At 40.6% G+C, this 24754-nt stretch carries 23 protein-coding genes; 12 read left to right on the top strand and 11 right to left on the bottom strand.

Annotated elements, in window-relative coordinates:
- Nucleotides 1-8: 8 nt before the first annotated feature.
- Nucleotides 9-620: a trimeric intracellular cation channel family protein gene (locus C1A12_RS02385; protein WP_101842250.1), complete on the bottom strand. Its 612-nt coding sequence runs from the start codon at nucleotides 618-620 to the stop codon at nucleotides 9-11.
- A 276-nt stretch (nucleotides 621-896) separates the two neighbouring features.
- Between C1A12_RS02385 and C1A12_RS02380 the strand changes: the two genes are divergently transcribed.
- The 3 genes from C1A12_RS02380 to C1A12_RS02370 all read left to right on the top strand — a co-directional run bounded on the left by C1A12_RS02380 (nucleotide 897) and on the right by C1A12_RS02370 (nucleotide 2895).
- Nucleotides 897-1424: a helix-turn-helix domain-containing protein gene (locus C1A12_RS02380; RefSeq protein ID WP_101842249.1), complete on the top strand. Its 528-nt coding sequence runs from the start codon at nucleotides 897-899 to the stop codon at nucleotides 1422-1424.
- Between the two features lie 18 nt (nucleotides 1425-1442).
- Nucleotides 1443-1598 carry a sporulation histidine kinase inhibitor Sda gene (gene sda / locus C1A12_RS02375; RefSeq protein ID WP_101842248.1) on the top strand — a complete coding sequence of 52 codons (156 nt, stop codon included), beginning with the start codon at nucleotides 1443-1445 and terminating at the stop codon, nucleotides 1596-1598.
- A 343-nt stretch (nucleotides 1599-1941) separates the two neighbouring features.
- Nucleotides 1942-2895 carry a ring-cleaving dioxygenase gene (locus C1A12_RS02370; protein WP_101842247.1) on the top strand — a complete coding sequence of 318 codons (954 nt, stop codon included), beginning with the start codon at nucleotides 1942-1944 and terminating at the stop codon, nucleotides 2893-2895.
- A gap of 46 nt (nucleotides 2896-2941) precedes the next feature.
- Here the strand turns inward: C1A12_RS02370 and C1A12_RS02365 are convergent, their stop codons facing one another.
- Nucleotides 2942-4891: an aconitate hydratase gene (locus C1A12_RS02365; RefSeq protein WP_101842246.1), complete on the bottom strand. Its 1950-nt coding sequence runs from the start codon at nucleotides 4889-4891 to the stop codon at nucleotides 2942-2944.
- 337 nt (nucleotides 4892-5228) lie between these two features.
- On the opposite strand from C1A12_RS02365, the gene C1A12_RS02360 reads away from it, so the two are divergent.
- Complete coding sequence (locus tag C1A12_RS02360; protein WP_101842245.1) at nucleotides 5229-6512, top strand: helix-turn-helix transcriptional regulator; 1284 nt, start codon at nucleotides 5229-5231, stop codon at nucleotides 6510-6512.
- Between the two features lie 284 nt (nucleotides 6513-6796).
- Here C1A12_RS02360 and C1A12_RS02355 read toward each other — a convergent pair whose 3' ends face one another.
- The 5 genes from C1A12_RS02355 to treP all read right to left on the bottom strand — a co-directional run bounded on the left by C1A12_RS02355 (nucleotide 6797) and on the right by treP (nucleotide 12938).
- On the bottom strand, nucleotides 6797-8200 hold the full coding sequence (locus tag C1A12_RS02355; RefSeq protein WP_101842244.1) for a rhodanese-like domain-containing protein: 1404 nt from the start codon (nucleotides 8198-8200) through the stop codon (nucleotides 6797-6799).
- A 257-nt stretch (nucleotides 8201-8457) separates the two neighbouring features.
- Nucleotides 8458-8958: a hypothetical protein gene (locus C1A12_RS02350; RefSeq protein ID WP_101842243.1), complete on the bottom strand. Its 501-nt coding sequence runs from the start codon at nucleotides 8956-8958 to the stop codon at nucleotides 8458-8460.
- Nucleotides 8959-9076: 118 nt separating this feature from the next.
- Complete coding sequence (treR, locus tag C1A12_RS02345; RefSeq protein ID WP_101842242.1) at nucleotides 9077-9790, bottom strand: trehalose operon repressor; 714 nt, start codon at nucleotides 9788-9790, stop codon at nucleotides 9077-9079.
- A gap of 24 nt (nucleotides 9791-9814) precedes the next feature.
- Nucleotides 9815-11500, bottom strand: a complete 1686-nt coding sequence (gene treC, locus C1A12_RS02340; RefSeq protein ID WP_101842241.1) for an alpha,alpha-phosphotrehalase — start codon at nucleotides 11498-11500, stop codon at nucleotides 9815-9817.
- 28 nt (nucleotides 11501-11528) lie between these two features.
- Complete coding sequence (gene treP, locus C1A12_RS02335) at nucleotides 11529-12938, bottom strand: PTS system trehalose-specific EIIBC component (RefSeq protein WP_101842240.1); 1410 nt, start codon at nucleotides 12936-12938, stop codon at nucleotides 11529-11531.
- A gap of 476 nt (nucleotides 12939-13414) precedes the next feature.
- Here treP and C1A12_RS02330 point away from each other — a divergent pair, with 476 nt between their 5' ends.
- The 3 genes from C1A12_RS02330 to C1A12_RS02320 all read left to right on the top strand — a co-directional run bounded on the left by C1A12_RS02330 (nucleotide 13415) and on the right by C1A12_RS02320 (nucleotide 16487).
- Complete coding sequence (locus C1A12_RS02330; RefSeq protein WP_101842239.1) at nucleotides 13415-14599, top strand: MFS transporter; 1185 nt, start codon at nucleotides 13415-13417, stop codon at nucleotides 14597-14599.
- 59 nt (nucleotides 14600-14658) lie between these two features.
- Entirely contained in the window at nucleotides 14659-15207 is a 549-nt protein-coding gene (locus C1A12_RS02325; protein WP_101842238.1) for a cysteine hydrolase family protein, read from the top strand.
- A gap of 338 nt (nucleotides 15208-15545) precedes the next feature.
- On the top strand, nucleotides 15546-16487 hold the full coding sequence (locus C1A12_RS02320) for a rhodanese-related sulfurtransferase (RefSeq protein ID WP_101842237.1): 942 nt from the start codon (nucleotides 15546-15548) through the stop codon (nucleotides 16485-16487).
- A gap of 25 nt (nucleotides 16488-16512) precedes the next feature.
- Here the strand turns inward: C1A12_RS02320 and C1A12_RS02315 are convergent, their stop codons facing one another.
- The 3 genes from C1A12_RS02315 to thiD all read right to left on the bottom strand — a co-directional run bounded on the left by C1A12_RS02315 (nucleotide 16513) and on the right by thiD (nucleotide 18446).
- Nucleotides 16513-16953, bottom strand: coding sequence for a YrvL family regulatory protein (locus C1A12_RS02315; RefSeq protein WP_159462123.1), 441 nt, complete (start codon nucleotides 16951-16953; stop codon nucleotides 16513-16515).
- A gap of 181 nt (nucleotides 16954-17134) precedes the next feature.
- The gene (locus C1A12_RS02310; protein WP_101842235.1) at nucleotides 17135-17629 is read right to left on the bottom strand and encodes a Type 1 glutamine amidotransferase-like domain-containing protein; all 495 of its coding nucleotides are present in this window, start codon (nucleotides 17627-17629) and stop codon (nucleotides 17135-17137) included.
- 13 nt (nucleotides 17630-17642) lie between these two features.
- Nucleotides 17643-18446 carry a bifunctional hydroxymethylpyrimidine kinase/phosphomethylpyrimidine kinase gene (gene thiD, locus C1A12_RS02305; RefSeq protein ID WP_101842234.1) on the bottom strand — a complete coding sequence of 268 codons (804 nt, stop codon included), beginning with the start codon at nucleotides 18444-18446 and terminating at the stop codon, nucleotides 17643-17645.
- 96 nt (nucleotides 18447-18542) lie between these two features.
- Between thiD and C1A12_RS02300 the strand changes: the two genes are divergently transcribed.
- The 4 genes from C1A12_RS02300 (at nucleotide 18543) to C1A12_RS02285 (ending at nucleotide 21983) form a co-directional block, all read left to right on the top strand.
- Complete coding sequence (locus C1A12_RS02300) at nucleotides 18543-18839, top strand: MGMT family protein (RefSeq protein ID WP_101842233.1); 297 nt, start codon at nucleotides 18543-18545, stop codon at nucleotides 18837-18839.
- Nucleotides 18840-18850: 11 nt separating this feature from the next.
- The gene (locus C1A12_RS02295; RefSeq protein ID WP_101842232.1) at nucleotides 18851-19795 is read left to right on the top strand and encodes a PD-(D/E)XK nuclease family protein; all 945 of its coding nucleotides are present in this window, start codon (nucleotides 18851-18853) and stop codon (nucleotides 19793-19795) included.
- Between the two features lie 75 nt (nucleotides 19796-19870).
- Nucleotides 19871-20503: an SDR family oxidoreductase gene (locus C1A12_RS02290; RefSeq protein WP_101842231.1), complete on the top strand. Its 633-nt coding sequence runs from the start codon at nucleotides 19871-19873 to the stop codon at nucleotides 20501-20503.
- 217 nt (nucleotides 20504-20720) lie between these two features.
- Nucleotides 20721-21983, top strand: a complete 1263-nt coding sequence (locus tag C1A12_RS02285) for a helix-turn-helix domain-containing protein (protein ID WP_101842230.1) — start codon at nucleotides 20721-20723, stop codon at nucleotides 21981-21983.
- A gap of 150 nt (nucleotides 21984-22133) precedes the next feature.
- On the opposite strand, the gene C1A12_RS02280 is transcribed toward C1A12_RS02285, so the two are convergent.
- Nucleotides 22134-23015 carry a 5'-3' exonuclease gene (locus tag C1A12_RS02280; protein WP_101842229.1) on the bottom strand — a complete coding sequence of 294 codons (882 nt, stop codon included), beginning with the start codon at nucleotides 23013-23015 and terminating at the stop codon, nucleotides 22134-22136.
- 199 nt (nucleotides 23016-23214) lie between these two features.
- On the opposite strand from C1A12_RS02280, the gene C1A12_RS02275 reads away from it, so the two are divergent.
- Complete coding sequence (locus C1A12_RS02275) at nucleotides 23215-24735, top strand: aldehyde dehydrogenase family protein (protein ID WP_101842228.1); 1521 nt, start codon at nucleotides 23215-23217, stop codon at nucleotides 24733-24735.
- Nucleotides 24736-24754: the final 19 nt, after the last annotated feature.

Below are 24754 nucleotides of genomic sequence, written 5' to 3'. Positions count from 1 at the left end.
CGCGGTTTTTAAATTCGATATAAATCCCTAAACCTTAAGTGCCAGCCCAGATGGTAAGATGTGACACGACAAGTTATAATAAGGAAAAATAATGTATAGTAATGAACTCCATTTTCAATATTAACTATTCCGATACCTGCCACTAATCCGGCTAACATTGCCCAAACAGCATAAATCTCCTGATGAAGGACCATTGGTTTTCTTTGAGCAAGTACATCCCTTGTCACACCGCCTCCAACACCTGTTAAGATGGCTGCAAAAATAACCCCTCCTAACGGAAAACCATGATCTAACGCAAACGCTGCTCCTTGAAGAGCAAATGCTGATAATCCTATCGCGTCTAAGTAAATGTTCCAGCGGTCCCAAAACATGACCCAGCCTTTAGGAAAAAAATAAACGATGCTGATTGTGATTAGTGCAACATAAAGAAAATACCCTTGTTCCCAAACATGAACCACTGGAACATCTAAAGCTATATTCCTTATAATTCCTCCTGCAAAAGCGGTAGCGATCCCTAATATAAACGTGCCAAATATATCATATCTCTCGCTTAATGCCACAATAGCTCCGCTAAATGCAAAAGCGCTGACCGCTATAATATTTAATAGTTCAAAAGCCAATTCTCGCCACCCCCCAGCGCGCACTCTATATATTTAAAATAAGAAGACTGAATAAGCATAGCAGAAATACCAACTGTTGATTAGCAGCAAACGATTATGTATATCATTAAAAGTCGGACAAACCCTATTATAACAGGAATTAATCATGAGTATTTTTTTTGCAAAAGGGAATATAAAATCATGGACTTATTTTTGTTGCAAACTGCCACAAGGATACTAAGGGCAGGACTGCGAATATATTATGTAGGACAATAGACATATTGGGTGTGATAAATAGTGAGAGAATGGCTCATACAACTTAGAAAAGAAAAGAAACTGACTCAACAGCAAATCGCAGAGGGCGCTCATATTGATCGTGCCTATTATGCGCAAATCGAAAGTGGAACGAGGAATCCAAGCATGGCAGTTGCCTCACAAATTGCCAGCTTTTTAAACATAAATACCTTTCTATTTTTCTCTGAACATCTTAGCGAACCATTCACACTTGCACTAAGGAATTCCCCGATAGTCGTCGCTCATTGCGACTTAGACTTACGATATACCTGGATGTTTAACCCTCACCCTGATTTCAATAGTGATCGGGTCATTGGAAAAACCGACGTTGAACTTGATGATAACGATGGCACAAAAGCTTTAATGGCCATTAAACGCAAGGTTATTGAGACAAAACTTCCCGTCCGCGAGTATGTTACATTTCCATTGTCTGATGGAGTTATAACTTATGATGTTTTCGCTCAGCCTATATATAATGATGTCAATAAATTAATCGGTGTGGCCACCGTTTCGACTGAATTACTAACTTAGAGCAAGGGGGACTTCCCAATGAACCTAGAGCATCTCCCTCTTCGAATTCTTTTAATTACTTATCGAAGAGCGGTAGAACTGGATTTAGATGATGATTTTATTAAATGGATTAAAAAAGAAATCCAGCAGAGAGAGAATGAAAAAGAAGAGCGGAGTAAAAAAGCAAACCTATAAAATTTGCCTGCAAGTGGTTATTGCTATAATATCGGCTGATTCTTTCCTATTCATTTTTTAGGTTTCTTGAAGATACACGAAATCATTCTATAATAAATATCAAAGTGCAATCAGGACGAGGAATTCCGCCTGAACCACTTTTTCTTACAATAACTTTAAACCTATTATCATAAGCTTCATGACTTCAAGTGATAAATTAATGACGCGCAACTGAATTCCAGATCTCAAAGCGAACTCTAAAGGTTCGCTTTTTTTATTCCTTAAAATTGACAATTACTCAGAAATTGGTTATTATTATCTTGAAATCGAGATTGTTGATTTCATATACTGAGGAGGAGTAACGATGCAAATAAAAGGAATTCATCACGTCTCCGCAATAACCGCTGATGCAAAACGAAATTATGACTTTTATACAAACGTACTAGGCATGCGTTTAGTTAAAAAAACAGTTAATCAGGATGATACCTCTATGTACCACCTTTTTTACGCAGATGAAAAAGGAAGTCCCGGCACAGATTTAACTTTCTTTGAAATCCCACGCGCAGGGCAGACGTACCCCGGTACCCATAGTATTTCTACTACTTCACTACGCGTCAAGAATGATCAAGCACTTCGTTTCTGGCAGGAGCGTTTTAAACAATTTAAAGTCGATCAAGATCCTATTGAGGAATGGGAAAACCGAAAGATCCTGCCATTTAGAGATCCAGAAGGACAACGACTAAACCTCGTTTCTGATGAGAACAACGTGGGAGTTAAAGCGGGTATCCCCTGGGATAAAAGCGGCATTCCTGAAGAAAGAGGAATTACCGGGCTCGGTCCGGTGCATTTAACCGTGGCAAACACCGTCCCTACAAAGCAGGTTCTCGTAGATATTCTAGGGTTTAAAGAAGTTGGAATAGTTAACAGCAAATTGGTCCTTGAAACCGGAGAAGGTGGAACAGGAGCGGAAGTTCATATTGAGGAAAGGACAGACTTATCACGGGAAAAACCTGGACGAGGGAGCGTCCACCACGTAGCGTTCAGGGTGGAAGATGAAGAAGAACTGAAACAATGGCACGAACGTATACAGAAAGCTGGTTTCCCAAACTCTGGGCTTGTCGACCGTTTTTACTTTAAATCGCTTTATTTCAGAGAACCGAATCACATCCTATTTGAACTGGCTACGGATGGACCAGGTTTTGCTACGGATGAAGAGGTCGAACATTTAGGTGAAAGCCTTGCCCTTCCTCCATTCTTAGAAGATCAAAGAGAAGATATCGAAGCTCGCTTAACGCCGCTTCAGACGTCTGAAGAATAAAACTAACCCTGCGCTGATATGGAATGAGCGCAGGGTTAGTTTTATATTACGCATCCAACCGGTCTTTTAACCAGTTAATTAATCCACCCTTTTCCATCATTTCGAGTTGTCTCGGAGAAAGAGCATGCTCTAATTGTATCGTTTCATTTTTTCCTTTCAATTCTACTTCAAATCCGCCATCTCGTTTAATATTTTTTCGGAGTTCCTTAAAAACTAAAGTATCTCCCTGCTCTACTTTTTCATAATCTTTATCATTTGAAAAAGTCAACGGCAGTATTCCAAAGTTCACGAGATTCTGCCAGTGAATTCTCGCAAAATCCTTAACAATCGCCACGCGCAGTCCCATATACCTTGGGGCTAAAGCTGCATGCTCACGGCTTGACCCTTGTCCATAGTTTGTTCCACCGATAATGACGTGCCCGCCTTTTTCCTTCTGTTCCATCGCTCGATCATAATACGTATCGTCAACAATCTCGAACGTAAACTTACTGATTTCGGGGAGATTGCTTCGGTACGGAAGTACTCTTGCACCGCCAGCCAGTATCTCATCCGTGGAAATATCGTCACCGACTTTTAACAACACTGGAAGCTCCATTTCCTCAGGAAGCTCATCCATCTTAGGGATAGAAGCAATATTAGGCCCTTTCACCAGCTCTACTTTTTCTGCTTCTTCTTTTGGCAGAGGTGCATCCAGCAAGTCAGTGTCAATTGTAGGCTGTTCAAGCTCCTCAACCTTCGGGAAATCAAATCCCGCATTGCGAGGATCGGTAATTTTACCTGTCAGGGCAGACACGGCAGCTGTTTCCGGACTGCATAAAAAGACGCTGTCCTCTTTAGTTCCTGACCGCCCCGGAAAATTACGTGGAGTAGTACGTAAACTGTTTCTTCCCGAAGCCGGTGCCTGTCCCATGCCAATACACCCATTACATCCAGCCTGATGGAGACGGGCTCCAGCTTGAAGAAAGTTAGCGATATGGCCTTGCTCAGAAAGGTCGATTAACATTTGTCTGGATGTCGGGTTTAAATCAAACGATAAACCAGAAGCAATGTGGCGTCCTTCCACAATTTTCGAAGCCACCGCGAAATCACGATAGCCAGGATTGGCTGATGAACCTATATAAGATTGGTAAATGTTTTCTCCTTCAATCTCTTTCACCGGGACAACATTGCCCGGGCTGGACGGTTTAGCAATCATCGGCTCTAGAGAAGATAAATCGATTTCATCATGACGATCATAAGAAGCATCGTTATCAGCAATTAACTCTTTCCATTCATCTTCCCTGCCTTGAAGCTTCATGTATTTTTTAGTCTCTTCATCGGATGGAAAAACGGTCGCTGTTGCACCAAGCTCCGCCCCCATATTAGCAATAACATGTCGGTCCATAGCCGATAAATTTTTTATTCCTGGTCCATAATATTCAAAGATATGATTAACTCCGCCTTTTACCCCATGGCGTCGAAGCATTTCCAAAATAGCATCCTTAGCACTTACCCATTCCGGGAATTCACCAGTCACCTTAACGCCCCATATTTTAGGCATTTTTACATAGAATGGTTCCCCGGCAATCGCCATAGCTACATCAATTCCACCTGCTCCCATCGCAAGCATCCCCATGCAGCCGTTGGCACAAGTATGACTATCTGACCCCAGCAGGGTCTGTCCCGGCTTAGCAAGCCTCTGCATGTGCACAGGATGACTGACACCATTCCCCGGACGGCTGAAATAAAGTCCGAAGCGTTTTGCAGCACTTTCAAGGAACAAGTGATCATCAGGATTTTTACTGTCTTCCTGTATTAGATTATGGTCCACATATTGGGCAGAAGCCTCTGTTTTTGCACGATCAATTCCCATGGCTTCAAGTTCAAGCATGACCATAGTACCTGTCGCATCCTGGGTCAGGGTCTGATCAATTTTCAATCCAATTTCCGCACCTGGAGTCATTTCTCCTTTAACTAAATGATCTTTAATTAACTTTTGCGTGACATTATACCCCAATCTTCTTCCTCCTTTTTTACTTATTACAGTCATAATCTTCCCTATACCATTTATACCCTTTTAACAGGGTGTTTACTCATACCTCTTTAACGACAAATTTGGATATTAGTGTAAATACTTAGATATTGTTTATCAATTTCCAAAAATTAAACATAAATATTGAAAAAGCAATCTGTGAAAGTTGGTCCTTTTTAACCCCTCTTAAGCTATGAAAAAAGACCGACTTGGGAAACCTCCAAATATAGTTGAAATATTTTCATCGAACGTGTATTCTGAAAATAGATTTGAAAGACAGCATTCTTTCAAATCCACAGTTGATCAACTAGGTGTGTGGAAAATGGAATATGGTAAAGCGCTTCGATTTCATCGGGTTAAACAAGGTTTAACCCAGAACCAGCTTGCTGACGGCATCATTTCGGCAGCCTATCTTTCGAAGATCGAAAACGATCAGACGGTTCCAGCTATTGAAGTACTCGAAATGCTTTACGAGAGGCTTGGAATAGATTTTAACGAATCTACTATTGATCATCCTACCAAAGAAAAGTTAAAAGTTTGGTACGAGGCTATAGTATTTAAACGTAAAGATGAGGCTAAAAAAATACGGAATGAGCTAATCAAGCAGAGAAACACGCTGGAAAACCATCAATTGTATATCTTCTTTGAGTTATTCCGCATTCGCTATCTTTTTCTAGAAAATGAGATAGCGGAGGCTTATAAAACTTGGGAAAATTTAAAGCAACACAGAGATACTCTTGATGATGAAATGAAATTTTACTACCACTTGATCGCTGGTCTAGTTAAATATTATAAAGGGAATTTTAATGATTCATTTCAAGAATTAATGGACGCTAAAAATTACAGTCTTTCTATTGATATTGAAAGCTGGGAAGCAAGTGATCTTTATTATCTATTGGCTTTAAGTACAAGTCAGGCATTTCACGTATCCGCCTCTATTTTTTATGCTGATCAAGCTTTGGAAATGTATAAATCTCAATATGATTTATCTAAAAGTGCTGATTGCCATATAGTGCAAGGAATTAATTATAGTCGTTTAAAAAATTATCCTAAGTCTTTAGAAAACTATCACTTAGCTAGAAAGATAGCTATTCAAACGGACGACACTGTGCAATTAAGGTTAGTTTATATTAATATCGGTACCTTAGAAGCTAGATTAGAAAATCACCAAGCAGCTATTTCTAACTTTAAGAAAAGCTTAGATTATAATAAAGAATCCACCTCTTCTTTCGATTATATGGAACTGCTAAATACAATTCATAGTTTAATAATGGAGCACTATAAACTAGGTGACATAAAAGGATGCATGAACTGGGTGAGCTTTGGTGAAAAGAAATTGGAAACCTTTCCTTCAAAACCTTATGCTTATCATTTTTCATTTTATAAGAAAGTTATAAACAATGATCCCCTTTTGAGTGAATTTTTGGAAACAGAAGTGATTCCATATTTTCAAGAACGAAAGGATCATATATACATTACGCGTTATTCTATGTTTCTTGCTGATTTACTTGAGAAGCAGAGAATGTATAAAAAAGCTTCATCTTACCTTAGGTTAGCAATTCAATTGTTAAATAAACATTCTCAACTAGGAGGGATACTCTTATGAAGAAAGTTCTTGCTGTAGTAGCTTTAGCTACGTTGCTAGCCTCAGCTGCAGCACCAGTTGTTTATGATACTACTGAAGATCAACATCCAAGGCCCTTAGTTATCGAAGCTTAAGTTTTAGTTTAGTATTTATTAGTTTTTAGTTTTACTTATTGCGTGTTTTAATTAACACCTCCCCTAATCCTATACCTATAAATTTCTTTATCCTTGCCCTTGTGGTAAGGATCTTTTTTTGCAAAAAAACATCGTCATCCAGCTGCTGGACGACGATTCTTCTCTTTTATTTTATGCTGTTTTTCCACCGTATTCTTTCCAGGCACTAAAACCACCCTCTAAATTGAGGACATCTTTATAGCCATTTGCCTGTAAAACGCTAGTGGCGATAGCTGAACGCACTCCTGATTGACAGTGAACAATCGGCGTTTTGCCTTCTGGTATCTCATCCAGGCGGTCAGGGAGCGTTCCCACCATCACGTGAATTGCGTCTTCCATATGCTCTTTATCCCATTCTGATTGAGTCCGGACATCAATGATAATATAGTCTTCATGATCTTTAAATTTCTCATTTAACTGATCGGCTGTTATGCTTACATACGCTTCTAGATCTTCCTTCTGAGCAACAGCTTCTTTCCTTACATAACCTGTCAGTTGATCAAGGCCGATGGATTGTAACGCTTGTTGAATATCATCCACGTGCGACTCATCGCTAATGATAATAATGTCCTGGTCATAACTGATCAGCCACCCAGCCCAATTGGCAAATGCTTTATTAAATGGAATGTTTATTGTTCCCGGCAGATGCCCTTGGGCAAAATCTTCTTTGGAGCGTGTATCAATTACGGCACTTCCTCGTTGAACTTCTTCTCTTACTTTCTCTATCTCTATTTCGCCCACAGCCTGATTTTTTAATAGTGCGGGACCTTCTTTATTTAATTTTTTCATCATGGCAAAATAATTGGGTGATTCAGGCTGGCCTTCCAAGAGTTCTCTAGTAAATGGGGCTTCTTGGTCGTGGTTTAATGCCCAATTGTTTACTTTTTCATATCCGACAGTTGAGCTTGGAACTGCTCCCAGTGATTTACCACAGGCACTTCCAGCTCCGTGACCGGGCCACACTTGCACATACTCAGGCAGTTCTTTAAATCGCTGCAGGGATTGAAACATATCTTTAGCGCCCGCTTCCGCAGTGCCGGCCTCACCCGCAGCCTTCTCTAGCAAGTCTGGCCTCCCCACGTCTCCGACGAATACAAAATCCCCAGTAAATATACCCATAGGGATATCCGATCCTCCACCCTCATCTGTTAAAAGAAAAGACAGACTTTCTGGCGTATGCCCTGGTGTGTGGATTACTTCAAGTTTCACATTACCTACATAGAACTGCTCCCCATCTTTCAGGAATTGATGATTATGATTTTCCGCGAAACCATATTTCCAATCGTTATTTCCTTCATCAGATAAATACAGCTTTGCTGCTGTCCGAGAAGCGAGCTCTCTTGAACCGGATAAATAGTCGGCATGAATATGAGTTTCAGCAATACTTGTAATGTTAAGTCCTTCTTTTTCAGCAGTTGTTAAATAGGGTGTAACGTCTCTCGCAGGATCAATTACCAGGGCTTCTCCTGTCTTTTGACATCCAACAAGATAAGACATTTGTGCTAAGTTTTCATCAAAATATGATTTAAAAAACATTTTTGATCCCTCCGCATTAATTTATACTTTGATTATATACCCCTTAGGGTAATATTGTAAACCAATGGAGACTACTTCTATCATTACCGTTTACACAAAACCTATTAAACAGAGGTGGGAAAATAAGTAAAGCAAAGATGTTAAAAACGAACAATAAAATGATAATAAAGAATTCTTTCAGGGCACATAAAAAATCCGAACTGATTTCAACAAAATCGTTCGGATTTTTTATGCTTTATTCAGTTTTGTCCCAACTTTTATTTAAAGTATTCACGAAGAGCCTCTACAGGCGGCTTACCTATTGGATTAAATAAAAGCTCAGCATTGCTGATATAATTGATTTCAGCCGCATCAATTTCTTCATATTTCAATCCTTCTGCTGCTTCTTCCACTAATAATTGGACTTGATTCATCATACCAAGGATCTGCTGGTTATCTGTTTTCGTATAAACCAGAGGATCTGCTTCTGATAATATTTGATTAATGATTTCATCTTCGACCTTTATAAGCTGCAGCAATTGTTTAAGTGACCCTTTAATGACATTATGCAAGTTCTCAAACTGAGGTTTTCTCAGCCCGAATAAAATTAAATTAATACCTGTTTGATTGTTCATAAGGATTAAACATTTTCTTCGGTTAATCGTTATCAGATTGCCATGCCATTTATTAATCGCAGCTATATCTTCATATTCTTCGGTTGCTTCTAATTCTTTGTTTAATTCTTTCGTCAGTTTTTGTGTTGCTCCAATGACAAACATACTGTCCCACCTCTTGTTGATTTCTTTTCCCTAGTGTAACAGGTTCACTTGAATTCCCCTACTTATATCCATTCTCTTATTGTATACAAAAAGCCTATGATCAATAATCATAGGCGCTTTATTTAGTTCGTCTTGCGAAATCAACAAATTGGAATTTATCCGGACGGTGTCTTGATTCAGTGAATTGAAACAGTGTAGCGTCAGCCAGATAGACGTAGCTTCGAATAACGACAACTTGAGAATGTTCGGCCACATCTAAATACTTCTGATCTTCCTCCGTTACCTGCTCAACGACAATTTCTTTTTTAGCAAAGCTGATTTCTAACCCTAATTCATTCTCTATATAATCATAGATCGAATGCTTGGCAATCGACTTCGTTAAATTAGGAACAATATCTTCGCGGATGAAATCTTTATCTAATATGACCCGCTCACCATTGATTTCCCTGGACCTTGATATTTTCCATATCTTCACTTTGCTTTCACAGTTCAAACGGGAGCGCAGCTGGTTATCCGCTGTTTCAACGAACACTTCATGGACATGGGTTTTAAAGTCCTGACCAAGCTGATCAGAAAGCTCTTTAAAGCTTGTCAAGCCGGAAACTGGGAACTCAAATTTATTTTGATCTAAGACTACCGATCCTTTTCCCTGAACTTTTTGAATATAGCCGTTCTGCGAAAGAAGGTTCAGGGATTTACGGATGGTTTCTCTTGATGTAGAAAATTGCTGGGAGAGATCATGCTCAGAAGGCAATGTGTCTCCTGCTATGAACTCTCCCTGCTGTATCATTTGCACTAAATCATTATAAATGACGAGATATTTATTTTTCATTGTTTTATCACCGCTACTATCCTATCACTTTGTGTGAAAATGGTAAACGATGGATTCGTAAGGCCGCAGGTTCAGTTTCTGATAATTGGCTTCTGGCTGATCGTAGTTACTAATAAGAATTTCGGGCTCTCCTTGAAACTCAACTTCTGAAGGAAGAGTAAAGGTGGTTTCTTCTCCGTAGAAGTTGTTCACGACAAGCAGGGCTTCTCCGTTCCATTCCCTTGTATAAGCGAAGACGCGCTCGTCGCTTTGATCCACCCACTTGTAGTTTCCATGAGTAATAATATCATGCGTTTTACGCAGTCTATTCAGCTTCTGATAATGGGTAAAAATTGAATTTTCCTCGTTCATGACTTTCTCCGCATTTACTTCTGGGTAGTTGCTTGCAACAGGGATCCATGGAATACCCGTTGTAAACCCGGCTTGTTCCTCATCGCTCCACTGGACAGGTGTACGTGAATTATCGCGCGACTTCTGTTTTAAAATATCAATAATCTCCTCTTCAGTCATACCTTTTTCCTTCATTATCTGAAAGGCATTCAGAGATTCAACGTCCCGATACTGAGAAATGGATTCAAACTTAGGATTCGTCATACCGAACTCTTCACCCTGGTAAATATACGGAGTCCCCTGCATCATATGAATGGTAGTGGCAAGCATTTTCCCTGATTCTTCAGGGTAGTTCTCATCATCCCCAAACCTAGATAATACACGAGGCTGGTCGTGGTTGCACCAGAACAAAGCATTCCATCCGCTTCCTTCATGCATTCTCTCCTGCCACGTTGATAGGATTTGTTTGAGTTCCTGAAAATCAAATGGCGCTTTTGTCCACTTTTCGCCATTGGGGTAGTCCACTTTCAGATGATGAAAATTGAAAGTCATGCTCAATTCATTACGTTCAGGAGCCGTATAGCGGATACAATGCTCGATGGTTGTAGATGACATCTCCCCTACCGTCATTAAGTCATAAGGAGTGAAGACTTCCCGATTCATCTCCTGCATATAATCATGAACTTTGGGTCCGTCCGTATAAAATTTACGTCCGTCTCCCGGCGCCACAGCACCATCATCGTCAGGAAAGTCCTGATCCTTGGAGATAAGGTTAATCACATCCAGGCGGAAGCCGTCTACTCCTTTCTCTCCCCAGAACCGCATCATTTCGTAAAGCTTCTCTCTTACTTCTTTATTTTCCCAATTGAGATCTGCTTGAGTAACATCGAATAAGTGTAAATAATACTGGTCTGTTTTCTCATCATACTCCCAGGCATTACCTCCGAACTTGGACTGCCAGTTGCTTGGAGGGCCTCCATTAACAGGGTCTTTCCAGATATAGTAGTCGCGGTAAGGGTTGTCTTTTGATTTCCTTGATTCCTGGAACCATTCATGTTCTGTAGAAGTATGGTTGATTACAATATCCATAATCAACTTCATTCCGCGCTTGTGCGTTTCTTCTAGAAGCCGTTCGAAATCCTGCATCGTTCCATATTCATCATGAATGTCGTAGTAGTCGCTAATGTCATACCCGTTGTCGTTCTGAGGGGATTTATACATCGGGGTCAGCCACAGCACATCGACCCCGAGTGTATTTAAATAATCTAATTTTTCAATGATACCCTGGATGTCGCCCACACCATTTCCTGTTGTATCATTAAAGCTTTTTGGATAAATCTGATAAACGACAGCTTTTTTCCACCATGGTTGTGCGGTCATATGAGCTTCCTCCATTTCTAATCAGTCTTTATACATCACGTTTACGTTTGGCATAAAGGTAAGTCGCTATAATTGGAACAACAATAACGATAACCATACCAATAATAAAGTCAAACCAATACTGCGTTACAATAGAAAATATTCCAGGTACACCGCCGACTCCAATTGAGTTAGCCAGTACGCCTTGAGAGGAAATGTACAGTCCGGCGATCGCTGAGGAAGAGATTGCAATTACAAATGGATATTTAAATCGCAGGTTCACACCGAATAATGCCGGTTCCGTTACACCTAACCAGGCAGATATACCAGAGGACAGCCCCAGCCCTTTAAGCTTTTCATCACGTGAAGCAAGCATAATGGCAAACGCGGCTGAACCTTGTGCAATATTTGATAACGCCAGCATTGGCCATAAGAAAGTTGTTTCAGTACTTCCGATTAACTGAATATCTACAGCCAGGAACGTATGGTGCATACCTGTAATAACCATAACTCCATACAAACCGCCGTAAATGAAGCCTCCAAGAGCTGAAGCTGCCTCAAAGATACCGACTAAGCCATCTGTTATAAAGTTACCAATTGCAAAGGTGACAGGTCCAATTAGAATAAACGTTAGGAAACCAGTGACAAGCAGTGCTACAGGAGCGACGACTAAGAGCTGAATGGCATCAGGGGTACGCTTCTGCATAAAGAGTTCAATCTTCGTCATCACCCAGGCAGCGACGAGGACAGGTAACACCTGACCTTGATAGCCGATCTTATCAATTTCCCATCCAAATAAGTTCCAAACTGGGACGGAGCCTTCTTCAACGGCTGAACCATACTCCCAGGCACTTAAGAGTTCAGGGTGAACTAGAGCAAGACCCAGCACTATACCAAGAAGCGGATTACCACCAAAACGCTTAACTGCTGACCAGCCAATTAACCCGGGAAGAAATGCAAAGGCGGTATTGGCAATAATGAAGATCATATTGGCTATACCTTCCCACTGAGGGTAAACATCAATAATGGATTCTTCATCAAAGAAGATTCCCGGTCCCGTTAAAATGTTGTTAATACCTAATAATAAACCAGCTGTAACGATGGCAGGTAATATTGGAATAAAAATGTCAGCTAACGTTTTTATGCCTCGTTGCAGCGGGTTCATTTTTTTAGCAGAGGCTTCTTTTACTTCCTCTTTAGAAGACTCTCCAATCCCCGCAATGGCTACTAATTCCTTATATACTTTATCTACAGTTCCTTGTCCGATCACAATTTGAAACTGTCCATTTGTGGAAAAAGATCCTTTGACCGCTTCTATATCATTTAATTTTTGATCATCCACGATCCCTTCATCGTTCAATGCTAACCGTAGTCGTGTTACACAGTGAGTTGCAGCATTGATATTTTCTTTGCCGCCAATTGCCTCTAAAATTAACTCGGCTTGTTTTTTGTGATTCATAGTCTTCCCTCCTCTAATTATTCCTTGGGACTTCCATAAGTACAGCGGCACATGCGGCCGACGGCTCAAATGCCAGTCCTTCACCCGTCATTTTTCCGCAAAAAACAGGCTCCAGCACTTCCTTAAAGTCAATAACCTCAACCCTTGACCTGCTTAACCACCTCCACTCGTTTCTCTTTATATCCAGAAAGCTTCCTAAACATGATAGTCTACTTAAACGCTTCCATGTTCCTGAGTGACTTGTCTATACAAAATTCAGTTATGATTATAATTTGTATATACAAGTTTTGCAAGCGTTTTATAAATGGAAATTTTTTATTATTTATAGATTCCCTGAATTATAAGATTTACTCCAGTTTATTTCCTTTATAATAAAGGGCTGTTATGGTATAAATATTTAGTGTGGCGAAACATTTGAGGAAGAAGGGATACTTATCCTTACACAAGAACAAAGAGCTAAACGAAATGTTTGGATCATGTGGTTCGCAAACTTTTTTATTGCGGGCAGCATCACGATGGTACTGCCTTTTTTATCCTTATATATAGATGACCTTGGTGACTTTTCCAGTTCCTATGTTCAAACGTGGTCCGGGTGGATTTTCGGAATTACTTTTGTCACAGCTTTTATTTTCTCTCCGATTTGGGGAAAAGTCGGAGATCGATATGGCAGAAGAAAGATATTGATTATTTCCTCTACTGGGTTAGCTTTATCCGTACTGCTGATGGGGTTGGCTGATTCAGTATGGGAACTTTTTTTCCTGCGTTTTTTTATGGGGATTTTCACGGGGTTCATTCCAATGTCTCAAGCTTTAATTGCGACGCAGACTCCTAAACACATAGCCGGGAAAGTCCTTGGTACGCTTCAGACCGGAAGTATTACAGGAACCCTTCTCGGACCAATGATCGGAGGGGTTATTGCTGATGCCATCGGGTACGGGCTAACCTTTCAGTTTGTTTCAATTTTTGTATTTATCTCTGCTTTTATTGTCTTTTTTGGAATCCAGGAACAGAAAATTGAAGAAGAGGAAGCTGAGAAGTCCAGCTATACATCAAAAGAAGTGCTCTCTCATATTTTAAAAAACCCAGTACTGCTGGTCGTTATGGTAATCTCTCTATTTATTCAAGTTGCCCATTTCAGCATCCAGCCGATTCTTTCCCTTTATGTAGAAGACCTTCACGGACCTGAGAATTTAGCTTTATTCTCAGGTATTGCTTTTTCCGCTGCCGGGCTTGGCAATTTAATGATGGCTAGACGCTGGGGCACGATTGCTGATAAGCAAGGCTACATCAGGATTCTAATATTCCTTTTATTTATGGCAGGTATTGTGTATTTTCCAGCTGCATTTGTTACAAACATTTGGCAGCTTGTCGTTTTACGTTTTTTGTTAGGCATATCTATCGGTGGGATTATTCCAGTGAGAACTGCTTATATTCGTCAGGAAGCCCCTATTGCCATGCAGGGAGAGGTGCTCGGTTACAATACAAGCTTAAGGTTCCTGGGTAATATTATCGGCCCTGCATTAGGCGGAATGCTGTCAGGGTGGTATGGCTTCTCTTCTGTATTTTTTGTGACAAGCGGATTATTAATATTGTGTGGAGTCGTATTAGTGGCAGCCGTTAGGAAGAGCCCTCATTCTATCGCAGATGCGCCCTCTGCCTAAATCCCTTCTCTTGTGTTACTATAAGTGTATATACAGTTCACAAGGGGTGTTTACGTTAAATGGAAAAAGCATTAATTGTGATTGATTACACCTACGATTTTGTGGCAGACGACGGAGCGTTGTCGTGTGGGGAACCCGGCCAAAGTATAGAAGATAATATTGTCAGATTAACAAAGAATTTTATTGATGAGAAAGAGTATGTAGTTTTTGCAGTAGATGTTCATGAAAAAGAGGATCCTTACCATCCGGAAGCAAAGCTCTTTCCTCCCCATAACATTAGAGATACACGCGGAAGGACTATTTACGGGAAACTGCAGGAAGTTTACGAATTAAATAACACTAACTCCAATGTACTCCACATGGACAAAACGAGATACAGTGCGTTTGCCGGCACCCGTTTAGACCTGAAACTAAGGGAACGAGGTATCACTGAGCTGCACCTGATCGGAGTATGCACAGACATTTGCGTACTGCATACCGCTGTTGAAGCTTATAACCTTGGTTATAAGCTGGTCGTTCATAAAAACGCCGTCGCAAGCTTTAATCAAACAGGACATGAATGGGCTCTTGAACATTTCAAAAATGTATTAGGTGCCACCGTGAAGTAGTCCTTAAGACTCCTATGGGAACAGCCCGAGCCGAAACACCCGTAGGAAAGTGCTCTTTACCTTTTAAGTAAGCTGAGGCCGTGTCCACGAAAATGCGACGCACTTTGACGGAGCGGTGGGGGAAATCCTTTCTTGGCGTATAAATAATCCGAACGATTTTATTGAAATCGTTCGGATTATTTTATGTTTTTATTCAATTTTGTTCCAACCCCTTTTAACTTTTGAAAAAAGATGTTCAAAAAAATGCCATTTGCTATTCTTGAAAAAATCGAATATGATGAAATATGGACATTTATGTTTTTGTATATAAAGCAGTAATGAATATAGGAGGAATCACCATGAGCTCACAAGATTATCGAGTTCTGTTGTACTACAAATACGTTGATTTACCTGATTATGAAGAGTATTGCCAAGACCATTTAACATACTGCAAAGACTTAGGACTTCGCGGCCGTATCATCGTTTCCCCAGAAGGGATTAACGGAACGGTATCGGGTACCGTGGAGCAGGTTGAACAATATATGGATTACGTACGTTCAGATGAGCGTTTTGCTGACATTCACTTTAAAGTCGATGAACACGATGGCCACGCTTTCAAAAAAATGCACTGCCGTGTGAAGCCAGAGCTTGTAAACTGGAGCATCGAAAATGATGATATCGACCCGAAGAAGTTTGGCGGCAAGCATCTCAAGCCAAAAGAGTTTCATGAAATGCTGCAGGATGAAGATACAATTGTCATCGACGGGCGTAACGAATATGAATATCGGATCGGCCATTTCCGCAATGCTATTCGCCCGGGGGTTGATCATTCCCGCGAATTTCCTGAATGGATTGCTGAAAATGCAGATGAGTGGAAGGACAAGAAAGTTCTTACGTATTGCACAGGCGGCATCCGCTGTGAAAAACTGACTGGTATTCTTAAGAAAAATGGCGTAGAAGATGTTTACCAGCTGGAAGGCGGCATTACCACCTACGGTAAAGATCCAGAAGTAAAAGGAGAGCTCTTCGACGGTAAAATGTACGTGTTTGACGAACGTATTGCCGTACCAGTTAACCAGGTAGAAGACAAAGTAGTAGCAGAATGTGAACATTGTGGAAAAGCAGAAGATCGTATGATCAACTGCAGCAACCCAATTTGCAATCGTCAGTATGTATGCTGCGAGGACTGTGAAATCGAACAGCATGCTGCATGTACTACTGAATGCAAAGAACATCCCGAGAACCGCTGGGATGCAGAGCGTCAAAAGCAAATTGATAAATATGACCGCATTTCCGGTTAAAAGAACTCGCTTAGACCCATCCAGGCTAAGCGAGTTTTTCTCTTTTTATTTTTCGATCATCGAATGCATAGTCTACCGCTACTAATAACAAAGCAAAAATCCACTGCGACCAAAAGTGCATGGTAACCCCTGTAATTATTTCATCTACAATGTAAACCGTAACCCATGTAAAAAGTAGGTCTACGGCTATAATCGCCTGTAGTCCTGCTTTTTTTACTTTGGAGGCTTTGATGAGCTTGGCCAATGCTTCAAACAAAAATCCTACTGCAAACACGAGCATACCGAACAATACAAGAGAGCGGTTCGACTCATAGCTCACTCCTAAAAGCTTAAACAAACCGACCATGCCAAGGAAGAACACACCGAGAAGAAAGAATAATCCTAATAACACTAAAAAAGTCAGGCTCGTAATCACCATCATTTTAGTTTTTCCATCTAATTCGTTAAATGGTTTCTTTTTGGACATCAATTTCATCCTTTTCTTTCTGCAAACGTTCAAGAAGAAGAATTTTCAAAATAAACATACCCCTCTGCGGCCTTTACTGTCTCGTTTTCCAAATAAATTCCTGACCTCTCATCTATTCCGTAACCAACTGACACGTTCAGCTCATTTACGGTCTTCCTGAGGTGGTTTTGTTCCCTCCAGCTCAAATAGTGAACCGCCAGGGCTCTATTCTTACCAGGCCCAGCCCTTTCTTATAAAGCGTTCTTTCCTGTTCATTGTCTTTTGCTGATATAACACACATGTCAGGTACAATAAGAGCGCCTGCTGAAAAACCAGCAATAGGAATTCCAGCTGTGTATAAGGTTCTAATAATGGGTGCTAATTCAGATTCAGCAATATATTGCTGATACTTCACCGTATCTCCCCCACCTATCATTAAGCCACCAGCAGACTTTAGTTTTTTTACTTCGTCAGCCTCATACGATTCCTTTATCCTTATAAAATGAAAAGGAATATCAGGGGAATGGGAAGTAATTGGATCTGTAAAAACGGAAGAGTATTCCTGTATACTCATATCTTTACGCGGTTTATACAATAAGACAACGGGGCCTTTCTCCAGTAGGCTTGCAAAGCTCTCAGCAAGTTTTTCCGGCATAGGCGGTCCACTTCCTATTAAAAACAGGTGACGATTCTTCAAGTTGATCCCTCCCCTACCTATAATATTTTCGGTGAGCTGCGTGATTTGTAGATCCAATTCCCCGGTTAAATGAAAGGGCGTATTCGATTGCTGCTGTTACAAATTCCTTAGCCGTTCGAACAGATTCTTCCACTGAATTCCCCTTCGCTAGTTCGGCAGTAATTGCTGCAGAATACGTACAACCGGCTCCACTCGTATGAATCGTAGGGACTCGTTCGGACTCCAGATAGACCATCTCTTCTCCATCATAAAGGATGTCGATTGCAGGATATTCCTTTAAGGATCCTCCCTTAATGAGCACATATTGGGCTCCTGTATGGTGCAGTTCACGGGCTGCCCTCTCCATTGCTGTGGGTGAATCCGGGGTAGAGATATTCAATAGTCTTGCTGCTTCTTCTAAATTCGGTGTAATAATTGTGGCTGTCGGCAGCAGGTGTTTCGACAATGCTTCAATTGCCTCATCCTGAAGAAGCTGAGACCCCATTTTTCCAATCATAACCGGGTCGACTACAACATTTTTGATTCCATAATAAGAGATAAGCTCACTTGTACGATCGATGATTTTCTCTGTGAAAAGCATGCCTGTTTTTAACGCCTGCGGCTCTACATGCTCAAAGGATGCATGGATTTGTGCTTCTATAGCCTGGAGGGGGTGAGTAAATATCCCTTGTTCTGTTGTGGAATTATTGGCTACAATGGCTGTAACTGCACTCATACCGTAAACGTCTAATTCTTGAAATGTTTTAAGGTCTGCTTGAATGCCTGCACTTCCCTGGGCAGCAGATCCTGCTATGGTTAATGCTCGTGGTATACTCATTCTTAGGTCTCCGTTCTCAATATTATTTAGCTGAATTGTACCAAATTATATTATGGTTCGGCTATTCTCCTGAACGCTGAAAAAGGAGTTTTTGCTATGCTTCCCTTTACTGAAAAAGTGATCAATACTATACAAACTATTCCTGAAGGGTATGTGATGACGTATGGCAGCATTGCCCGTGAATCCGGGAATCCTCGTGCGGCCAGGCAGGTAGCTCGTATTCTACATTCGATGAGTCAAAAATATAACCTCCCGTGGCATCGCGTCATTAATTCTAAAGGACTCATTGCTATAAAGGATGAAGAAACCGCCTTTCATCAGCAGCAGGAGCTTGAGCGTGAAGGTGTGACCGTCATAAACCGAAAAGTCAATTTAAAAGAATACCATTGGTAAGGGGATTATATATGAAGTTTGAGGTAAGAAAGTATCCGGAGATGTCATGGTCCTTATCCAGGCATAAAACAATGCTGACATGCCAACGCAAATATGCTTATGATTATTACGTTTCCCATAACGGGTGGCTTAATGACGCTGATACTCTTGCCAGGCAGGCTTACCGGTTAAAGAAAATCACGAATTTAGAAATGCATTTCGGTAGCGTTATTCACGATTTAATCTATCAAATTATCCAGCGTGTGCTTAGCAATAAAGAGATTCCAAGTGAAGAAGCTGTTGTAGATGAAATCCGCCATCAGCTGAACCGAAGCTTTATTGAATCTACGAGAAAGGAACACTTATGGCAGCATCGACCGAAACATTATACGATGCTTCATGAAATCTATTATAGCCAAACGGCCCAATTGCCAGATCACAAGATCAAAAAAATAACAAATCGTATTCACACAACGGTAAGTAACTTTTTTGCAAGTCGTTCATTTGCTGATGTTCTAAATAAGGAAGAAATGAACTTTTTGGAGTCGGAAAAATTCCGCTATATGACAGTTAGCGGAGTTAAAATTTATATTGTAATGGATTTACTCTATAAAGACGTTATAAAAGATAAATGGGTGATTGTTGATTGGAAAACCGGGAAGTCTTCAGAGGAAGACCGTAATCAACTGGCTCTTTACGCGCTTTATTTACAGCAGAAACACAATATTGAGTCCCTGGATGATATCGTGATCCGAAACGAGTATTTACTTGAAGGGATTCACGTAGAACATCAATTAACGGAACAGGATTTAGTTAATGTACAGCGGTTATACGGGATTAGTCTCGAACAAATGCATTCGCTGCTGATAGACGCTGAGGAAAATATTCCAAAGCCTATTGAGCAGTTTCCAATGCAGGAAAACCCGCGTATCTGCGCCCACTGCAATTATCAGGAGTTATGCTTCCCTTCTCTCTAATGTTTAAGACGATTATGAATCGGATACATATTAGATGGATACAGTTATCTTACTTGAAGGGAGTTTGTGTGAGTTATGAAAGTATTAGTTGCAGGAGCGAATGGTAAAACAGGTCGTTTACTTATAGAATATTTAAAAGCAGACGGACACGAACCTTATGGGATGGTCCGGAAAGAAGAACAAAAAAGCACGATCGAAAATTTAGGAGGAACTCCGGTTCTTGCTGATTTAACAAAAGATGTCGGACACGCGGTTAAAGGTATGGATGCTGTTATCTTTGCAGCAGGATCAGGGTCAAGCACAGGTCCTGAACAGACAAAAGCAGTCGATCGGGACGGAGCCATTAACTTAGTCAAACATACTGAAAACCTCGGCATCAAAAAGTTCGTTATGCTAAGCGCCATGAATGTTGAGGATTCCAGCGAGGCATCTGGCAACTTTAAGGTTTATCTGGATATGAAACGCGAAGCCGATGAGTATTTAAAAGGAACGGAGCTTGATTATACGATCGTCCGCCCAGGTGGTTTAACAGATGAGGAAAGTACAAATAAAATCAAGGTCGGAGAAAAAGTTGAACGCGGCGAAGTTCCTCGTGCTGATGTAGCGAAGACCATGATTACGTGTATGCAGTATCAGCATGCTTATCACAAAACGTTTGAAATGATTTCAGGGGATACCCAAATTGAAGACGCGTTAAAAACCCTATAACATGTGAACAAACGGTTAGAGCTGTGGTATGCTCTAACCGTTTTACTTTGTTCAAGCGGTCACCTTTCCATAGAACCCCTTCTGAAGAATATTAAAGAAATATATGTAAAAATAACCAATTTGTTATCTTAATGATACAGGTTTTGATATAATGTAGCATAGTCTTATGAACGTAATACCATTGAAGCAGGCATTGGTGATGAAGAGGTGACGATTTGTGAAGGGTCAATTAATTAAGCAGCATCGAAAATTTAAAGATATGACATTAGAAGAGCTGGCAGAAGGGATTTGTTCCGTTTCCTACCTTAGTAAAATTGAACATAATACCATGAATGCGAGCGACGAAATTTACCGGCTTATAGGTGAGCGGTTAAACATTCGACTGGAAAATTTAAATGAAGAGTTTGATGAAACCATTTATAAAGAAATCATCCATTGGCATGAAGCTGTTCAATTAAAAGATTATAAACTAATGGATAAGTTGCAGAAAAAGTGTCATAAGCTGCTTCAAAAAAATCATAATATTGAGCTGTCAAACCTATACAAAGTCGTCCATTCCAGATACAAGCTGACTAAACATAACAAACCCCTCTCCCAAAAGATCGCAAAAGAACTCCGCGTGGTTCTTTCACAATCTTCAAATGAATATCGTTTTCTCTACTATAAAACGTTGGGGGTACATTATTTCTTAAATTCGGAGTACAAGGAAGCGGTTAAGCATTTTCATTGTGCCGAAGAAATGATGGAGAAGCTGCCGAATCATGATAATGAACTATTCTATCATTTTTCTCTCGCCTATACGCGCCTCCGTATGTATGTGGAATCTAATTATTACGCCAACCTTGCTATAGAAGGATATCAGAAGTCGCTTACTTACTCCAAAATAACAGATTGTTACATGATGCTTGCGATTAACTATAATTTCCTCGGGGTTCATAACGTAGCCGAACGATTATTCCGGAAATTATTAAAAGGCTCAAAAGAACATTTAAGTTCAGTTGATGAGGGCAGGATTTACCATAACCTAGGGTACATTTACACCAGTCAGAAGAAGTACTCATCAGCCATTGACTATCTGTTAATCGCTTTAAAACTTAAAGAGGAAGCACAGCAATCCCCTGTAAGTACGTTATTTCTATTAGCACAGACGTCTTTCCAGCTTGATGACAATGAAGCAGCGTGGGAGTATTTATCAAGAGGCGAACGGGAAGCGAATGATCGAAACGATACTAAGTATAAGCATAAATTCTTTGTGTTAAAGAATAAAATCAACCAAACCACTCAAGAGGATTCATTTATCAAAGAGCTTGAGAAACACGTTATTCCCGATCTCCTTACTTTAAACGAGTTTAATGACTATAAGAATCATCTGGAGTTTCTGGCAGAACTTTATTATGAGCGCAGAATGTATAAGAAAAGCTCAATGTTTTTTATTGAAGCTAACCGCTATAAATCTTCCCAAATTAAAGACCTGCTTTAAGATCACAACCAAGCAGTTACTAATCGCTCGCCGCCTCTAAAGAAGGAGAGCGTCACGGAGCTAAAAAAGACTTCTCATCCCCGGGATACATGGCCAGGTGAGAAGTCTTTTTTTGGAGAACAGCCAGTAAAAACTATCTGTTCTCCTAATTCATATTTGAATTCCTACGATATTTTTCTGCCAGTTTTTGAATTCCAGCTCATCGAATTTACGTGCCATTCGTGCTTCATCAATATAAAATAATGCGTCTTCAAGTGAACAGTCCACATCGGCCTCACAATGAATAGCCGCCAACTTTCGCGAAAGATGGAGCATTTCTATGTCCTGTTCAATTTTTGCCCGCTGCCCTTTAGTCAAGTGCTCGATATTCTCGAGAATACCTTCAATCGTCTTATGTTGAATCAGAAGTTTTAAAGCAGTTTTCTCACCAATACCGCGAACACCGGGGTAATTATCACTGCTATCCCCCATTAAAGCTTTTAAATCTACCATCTGCTGCGGCGTAATCCCTTTTTCTTCGTAGAAAGAATCTTCTCTATACTCAGCATAGTTGCCATAACCTTTCTTTAATAAAACAACTGATATATTAGGTTTTAACAACTGCAGCATATCCTGGTCTCCTGTGAGAATGAAAACTTGAGAATGTTCACTGTAAATACGGCTGAGTGTTCCCATACAATCATCAGCTTCATATCCAACTGTTCCCACGTTCGGTATATTAAGAGATTCCACAACTTCTTTTGCTAAATCAAATTGAGGAATCAATTCTTCAGGCGGTTGGCCCCGATTCGCTTTATAATCTGGAAATAAATCATTGCGGAACGTTTTACTCCCCATATCCCAGCAGCATATCACATGTGTAGGCTGATACGTTTCAATAGCAGTAAATAAATGCTTCATCATCCCATACACACCATTTGTCGGCATTCCTTTACTGTTCACCATATAATAATTGCTCATAGCTGTAGCATAGAACGCTCTAAACAATAACGCCATACCATCCACGAGCATAATTCGATTTGTTGTCGTCATGACTTCTACCCTCTCTATCTTAAAGATGAATCTATTATAACAAATTTAGAAGACCTGTGGAGCAGTGGCTCACCTTCAATATTATCTAATAATTGACAAAATTCAGATACAGTGATATTTTCGAAATAAGTGCATCCCTTTAATTGAAAGATTTTGGAAGCGTTTGCACTAAAAGCTAATTTAGGGAGGAATTCTACTAATGGTCTATGCATTTCCAAACACTGAAGGATCGATTGTACAATTCAAGGAACGTTACGACAACTTTATTGACGGTAAATGGACCGCCCCTGTCAAAGGACAGTATTTCGATAACGTTTCCCCCGTCACGGGCAAGAACTTCTGCCAGGTCGCTCGTTCGACAGAAGAAGATGTAGAACTTGCCGTTGACGCTGCCCATAAAGCAAAAGAGACCTGGGGCAAGACATCCGTGACAGAAAGGTCTCTCATCTTAAATCGAATTGCAGATCGTATAGAAGAAAACCTTGAACAGCTGGCTGTCGCTGAAACATGGGAGAACGGTAAAGCAGTCCGTGAGACCTTAAATGCAGATATCCCTTTAGCAGTGGACCATTTCCGCTATTTCGCATCTGTTATTCGCTCCGAAGAAGGTACAATTGGAGAAATTGACAACGATACAGTTGCTTACCATTTCAAGGAACCCCTGGGCGTAGTTGGACAGATCATTCCATGGAACTTCCCTATTCTAATGGCAACCTGGAAAATAGCTCCCGCTCTTGCGGCTGGAAACGCCATAGTACTGAAGCCTGCAGAACAAACGCCAGCATCTATTATGTACTTACTCGAATTGATTGAGGACTTACTTCCGGCTGGAGTGTTAAATGTGGTGAATGGCTTTGGACTTGAAGCCGGTAAACCACTTGCCCAAAACCCACGTATTAACAAAGTAGCTTTTACCGGAGAAACAACTACCGGACGAATGATCATGCAATACGCATCACAAAATATTATTCCTGTTACCCTGGAACTTGGCGGTAAATCACCAAACATTTTCTTTGAAGACGTTATGAATGAAGACGATGACTTTCTGGATAAAACGATCGAAGGAATGGTGATGTTTGCTTTAAACCAGGGAGAAGTATGTACGTGCCCGTCACGTGCCCTTATTCATGAATCTATTTATGATAAATTCATGGATCGCGTAATAGAACGAGTAAAAGCTATTAAAACCGGAAACCCGCTTGATCCTGAAGTAATGATGGGAGCGCAGGCTTCCTCAGAGCAGCTGGATAAAATCCTCTCCTACCTGAACATCGGTAAAGAAGAAGGAGCAGAATGTCTTATCGGTGGAGAACGCAATCAAATGGATGGCGAATTTGCGGATGGTTATTACGTTCAGCCCACTATGTTTAAGGGAACCAACGATATGAGAGTTTTCCAGGAGGAGATTTTCGGACCTGTTCTTTCTGTTACAACTTTTAAAGATCATGAAGAAGCTATGAAAATTGCCAACGATACCTTATATGGACTTGGTGCCGGTGTATGGACCCGTGACATGAATACGGCCTACCGTTTCGGACGCGGTATTGAAGCAGGCCGAGTATGGACTAACTGTTATCACGCCTACCCTGCACATGCAGCCTTTGGAGGCTACAAGATGTCCGGTGTTGGACGTGAGAACCATAAAATGATGCTCGATCATTATCAGCAGACCAAAAACCTGCTCGTCAGCTACAGTCCACAGAAACTAGGATTCTTTTAAGGAAAAAAGCACCCTTCCC

Source organism: Halobacillus sp. Marseille-P3879, from assembly GCF_900240285.1.
In the GTDB taxonomy this organism is placed as follows: domain Bacteria; phylum Bacillota; class Bacilli; order Bacillales; family Halobacillaceae; genus Halobacillus_A.
This window is presented reverse-complemented; position numbering and strand designations above follow the sequence as displayed.